The sequence below is a fragment of the uncultured Demequina sp. genome (genome assembly GCF_913055775.1).
Taxonomy (GTDB): domain Bacteria; phylum Actinomycetota; class Actinomycetes; order Actinomycetales; family Demequinaceae; genus Demequina.
Map to the genome: position 1 here is coordinate 1 of NZ_CAJXJX010000170.1, position 4,326 is coordinate 4,326.

Below are 4,326 nucleotides of genomic sequence, written 5' to 3' on the forward strand. Positions count from 1 at the left end.
TGTTCGCCGGGTACACCGGCTGGCTCGGCAAGATCGTCACGATCGCACTCGGCTGCCTCTGGCCCATCCTGCTCAATACCGTCGAGGGAGTCCGCGGGCTCGAGCCCACCCTCACCGACACGGCGAAGAGCTACCGGCTCAGCCCGTGGCGCCGGCTGGTCTTCGTGATCCTCCCGGGCGCCAGCCCGCGCATCTTCACCGGCGCGCGTCAGTCCCTGTCCATCGGCGTGATCCTCATGGTGATCTCGGAGCTGTTCGGGGCCAACCGCGGCCTCGGCGCCGCGATCGTGCAGTTCCAGAGGACCTTCGCCATCCCCCAGATGTGGACCGGCGTGATCGTGCTCGGCCTCATCGGAGTCCTGCTCGCCACGCTGTTCAAGCTGGTCGAGAACCGCATGCTCGCCTGGTACGTCGGGCAGCGTCAGATCGAACGAGGAGCGTGACCATGACCATCACCACCCTGCTTTCGGGCCGCACAGCGAAGGCCCCCGAAGCGCCCGCCACGGACATCGCCCTCGACCTGCGCAACGTCCAGAAGACCTACGACACCCCCGGCCGTCCCGAGGTCGAGGCGATCCGCAACCTCGACTTCCGCATCAACCGCGGCGAGCTCGTCTGCGTGGTGGGTCCGTCGGGCGCCGGCAAGACCACCCTGCTGCGCTCGATCGCTGGCCTGCTCGACCTCACCGCGGGCGAGGTGGTGCTCGACGGCACCGCCGTGACCGGGCCGCCGGAGGGCATGGCCGTGGTGTTCCAGGAGTATGGGCGCTCGCTGTTCCCGTGGATGACCGTCCGCCAGAACATCGAGCTCCCGCTCAAGGAGAAGGGTGTCCCCAAGTCCGAACGCAAGGCGAAGGTGGAGCGTGCACTCGCTGAGGTGAGCCTGACCGAGGCCGCCGACCAGCACCCGTGGCAGCTCTCCGGCGGCATGCAGCAGCGCGTCGCGATCGCGCGTGCCGTCGCCTACGAGCCGACGGTCCTGCTCATGGACGAGCCCTTCGCGGCTGTCGATGCGCAGACGCGCGCCGAGCTCGAGGACCTGGTCCGCTCGCTGTGGCAGCACCTGGGCGTCACCGTGCTCTTCGTCACGCACGACATCGACGAGGCGGTGTACCTGGGCGAGCGCGTCATCGTGCTGTCGAATCGCCCGACCGTCCTCATGGAGGACGTCGACGTGGACCTGCCAGCAGAGCGCGATCAGCTCACGACTCGATCCGACCCACGATTCGGCGAGCTGCGCGGCCACGTCTACTCACTCATCCAGAAGGCCAAGGCCGGGCACCGTCCCGACGAGAGCCAGGAGGCCTGACGTGGAGACTGTCATTCTGACTGACCCGCCCAAGCCCCCGAGGGAGACCGTCGAAGGGTTCGCCGGGATCGGCGCGGCGACCGTGGGCGAGGCGCTCGGCCGCACCGGCGACCTCGGCTCGGACCTTCGCCCCATCCAGACCGGCGCGCGAATCGTCGGCACGGCAGTCACCGTGCTGTCCTGGCCCGGCGACAACCTCATGATCCACGCCGCGATCGAGCAGTGCGGACCGGGCGACATCCTCGTGGTGGTCACCCGCTCGCCGTCGCAGCACGGCATGTTCGGCGAGCTGTTCGCGACAGGGCTCCAGCACCGCGGCGTCGCCGGCGCGATCATCGACGCCGGCGTGCGGGACACCCAGGAACTCCGCGACATGGGCTTCCCGGTGTGGGCTCGCCATATCAACGTCATGGGCACCGTGAAGAACACCCCCGGCGCCGTCAACGTGCCCGTGGTCATCAATGGCCAGTTCATCGACGCGGGCGACATCCTGGTGTGCGACGACGACGGGATCGTCGTCGTGCCGCGCGGGCAGGCGGACGATGCGCTCGCCAAGTCCCAGGCGCGCCTCGCCAAGGAGGAGGCGACCCGGGCATCGTTCCTCGACGGCGAGCTGGGGCTCGACCGATATGGAATGCGGCCGGTGCTCGCCGACCTGGGCGTGACGTACCGTCGCCACCCGGAGGCGCCCTGACATGTCCGGCATCTCCTGCGCGCTGATGCGGGGCGGCACCTCGAAAGGGGCGCTGTTCCTCGCAGGCGACCTGCCAGCCGACGTCAAGGCGCGCGACGACCTCCTGCTGCGGATCATGGGCAGCCCCGACGTGCGGCAGATCGACGGGCTGGGAGGGGCTCACCCTCTCACCTCGAAGGTGGGCGTGGTGAGCGTGTCCGAGGATGACGCGGCTGACATCGACTACCTGTTCCTCCAGGTCGCGGTCGACAAGCCCGTGGTATCGACCTCGCAGACGTGCGGCAACATTCTGGCGGCAGTGGCGCCGTTCGCGATCGAGCGGGGCCTGGTCCCGGCGCACGACTGGAGCACCGTGGTCCGCGTGCGCATGGTCAACACCGGGACCGTTGCCGCGCTCACCGTCCGCACGCCGGGCGGCGAGGTGACGTACGACGGCGACGCGGAGATCTCGGGTGTGCCGGGCACAGCCGCTCCGGTCGAGGTCGCCGTCGAGCAGCCGTGCGGAGCGCTGCTCCCCACGGGAAATCCCGTCGACCGTCTCGCCGGCGTCGACGCCACGCTCATCAACAACGGCATGGCGTCCGTGCTGGTGCGCGCCGCGGACCTGGGGATCAACGGTGATGAGGGTCCGGCAGAGCTCGAGGCAGACGCCGACCTGGTCGCACGAGTGGCGGAGATCCGGGCCGCAGCATTCCCGCTCATGGGCATCGCCGGTACCCCGGAGACCACGACCACGCCCAAGATCGTCCTGCTGTCGGAGCCCGGTGCGGGCGGCGCCATCAGCACGCGCAGCTTCATCCCGTTCCGTGTCCATGAGGCGATCGGGGTGCTGGGCGCGGCGTCGGTCGCCGCGGGTGTCAGCCTTCAGGGGAGCGTGGCGGATGGCCTCGCTCCGGCACCGCGCGCCGACGGTCGCATCCGGGTCGAGCACCCGACGGGCTTCCTCGACCTCATGGTCGACCCCACCGGAGAGACCCGGCTCCTGCGTACCGCCCGCATGATCATGGACGGCCGGGTCCACCCCCGATCACCCCAGAAGGAGTCCTCATGATGCCCCGCGTCGCGCTGATCGGCCTAGGCGAGGTGGGCCGCGTCTTCGTGGAGGACCTTCGCGCGCTCGGGATCACCGACCTCGTTGCGTGGGATGTGGCGTTCGAGGACGCTCAGTCACGCGCCGCCCGCGCCGCTCGCGAGCTCGATGTCGCTACCGCGACCTCGCCCGCGGAGGCCGTCCGCAGCGCCACGCTCGTGGTGAGCGCGGTGACGGCGATGAACTGCGTGCCCGCCGCATCGTCAGTAGCTCCGGGCCTCGAGACGGACGCCTGGTTCTTCGACCTCAACTCGAGCTCCCCGGCGCACAAGCAGGAGGCGGCCGCCGTGATCCACGCGGCGGGCGGCCGCTACGTCGAGGCGGCGCTCATGTCGCCCATCGAACCACGCCGCCTCGCCTCGCCCTTCATCCTCGGCGGGCCTCACGCCGTCAAGTTCGGCGGCGCGGCCGGCACGTTCGGACTCGACCAGGCACTCGTCGGGTCGGAGGAGATCGGAGTGGCCGCCGCCACCAAGCTGTGCCGCTCCGTGGTCGTGAAGGGTCTCGAAGCACTGCTGTCGGAGTCGTTGCTCTCTGCGCGCCACTACGGGGTCGATCGCGAGGTGATCGCCTCGCTGTCGAACATCCTGCCCGAGGCGGACTGGGACGCGATCGCCGGCTACTTCATGTCCCGCTCGCTCCAGCACGGCGTGCGCCGTGCGGAAGAGATGGAAGAGGCGGCCGCCACAGTGGCCGATGCGGGCGTGGACGCGTGGATGGCGTCCGCCACCGTGGAGCGTCAGCGGTGGGCGGCGCAGTACGGCGAGGTGCTGCCACAGGAGAGCACCTCGACGCTGGTGGACGCGGTGCGCAGCGCCGCGGGCCTGGACCGGAAGGATGGACCATGATCATCGACTGCCACGGGCACTACACGACCGCACCAGCCGCGCACACGCAGTGGCGAGAAGCTCAGCTCGCGGCGTGGGCTGCAGGCACGGCCGCACCCGAGTACCCGCACATCACCGACGACGAGATCCGCGAGACCATCGAGTCAAACCAGCTGCGGCTCATCCGCGAGCGCGGCGCCGACGTCACCATCTTCTCGCCGCGTGCCTCCGCGATGGGTCACCACCTGGGTGACCTCGACACTTCGATCGCGTGGACCGCCGCCTGCAACGACCTCATCGGACGAGTGGTGGACCTGTTCCCGGAAACCTTCGTGGGCGTCGCCCAGTTGCCGCAGGCCGCGGGAGCGCCTCTCGATGCGGCGGTGCGCGAGCTCGAAGCGCGGGT

6 protein-coding genes are annotated in these 4,326 nt (G+C 69.9%); all 6 read left to right on the forward strand.

Annotated elements, in window-relative coordinates; genetic code table 11:
* Window positions 1-443: ABC transporter permease (locus tag QZ483_RS12865; RefSeq protein ID WP_297084637.1), on the forward strand; the 443-nt coding region annotated here is incomplete at its 5' end.
* 2 nt (window positions 444-445) lie between these two features.
* On the forward strand, window positions 446-1,309 hold the full coding sequence (locus QZ483_RS12870) for an ABC transporter ATP-binding protein (RefSeq protein WP_297084638.1): 864 nt from the start codon (window positions 446-448) through the stop codon (window positions 1,307-1,309).
* A 1-nt stretch (window position 1,310) separates the two neighbouring features.
* Complete coding sequence (locus QZ483_RS12875; RefSeq protein WP_297084641.1) at window positions 1,311-2,003, forward strand: 4-carboxy-4-hydroxy-2-oxoadipate aldolase/oxaloacetate decarboxylase; 693 nt, start codon at window positions 1,311-1,313, stop codon at window positions 2,001-2,003.
* Window position 2,004: 1 nt separating this feature from the next.
* A complete protein-coding gene (locus QZ483_RS12880; RefSeq protein ID WP_297084643.1) occupies window positions 2,005-3,054 on the forward strand; it encodes a PrpF domain-containing protein in 1,050 nt (349 codons plus the stop codon).
* Entirely contained in the window at window positions 3,051-3,941 is an 891-nt protein-coding gene (locus tag QZ483_RS12885; RefSeq protein ID WP_297084645.1) for an NAD(P)-dependent oxidoreductase, read from the forward strand. The genes QZ483_RS12880 and QZ483_RS12885 overlap by 4 nt, the downstream gene beginning before the upstream one ends.
* A partial coding sequence (locus tag QZ483_RS12890; RefSeq protein ID WP_297084647.1) for an amidohydrolase family protein occupies window positions 3,938-4,326 on the forward strand: 389 nt, incomplete at its 3' end. The genes QZ483_RS12885 and QZ483_RS12890, both read left to right, overlap by 4 nt.

Bases quoted from the DNA above. Each gene is read 5' to 3' on its own strand.
- QZ483_RS12870 (WP_297084638.1), top strand. From the start codon at position 446: ATGACCATCACCACCCTGCTTTCGGGCCGCACAGCGAAGGCCCCCGAA.
- QZ483_RS12880 (WP_297084643.1), top strand. From the start codon at position 2,005: ATGTCCGGCATCTCCTGCGCGCTGATGCGGGGCGGCACCTCGAAAGGG.
- QZ483_RS12885 (WP_297084645.1), top strand. From the start codon at position 3,051: ATGATGCCCCGCGTCGCGCTGATCGGCCTAGGCGAGGTGGGCCGCGTC.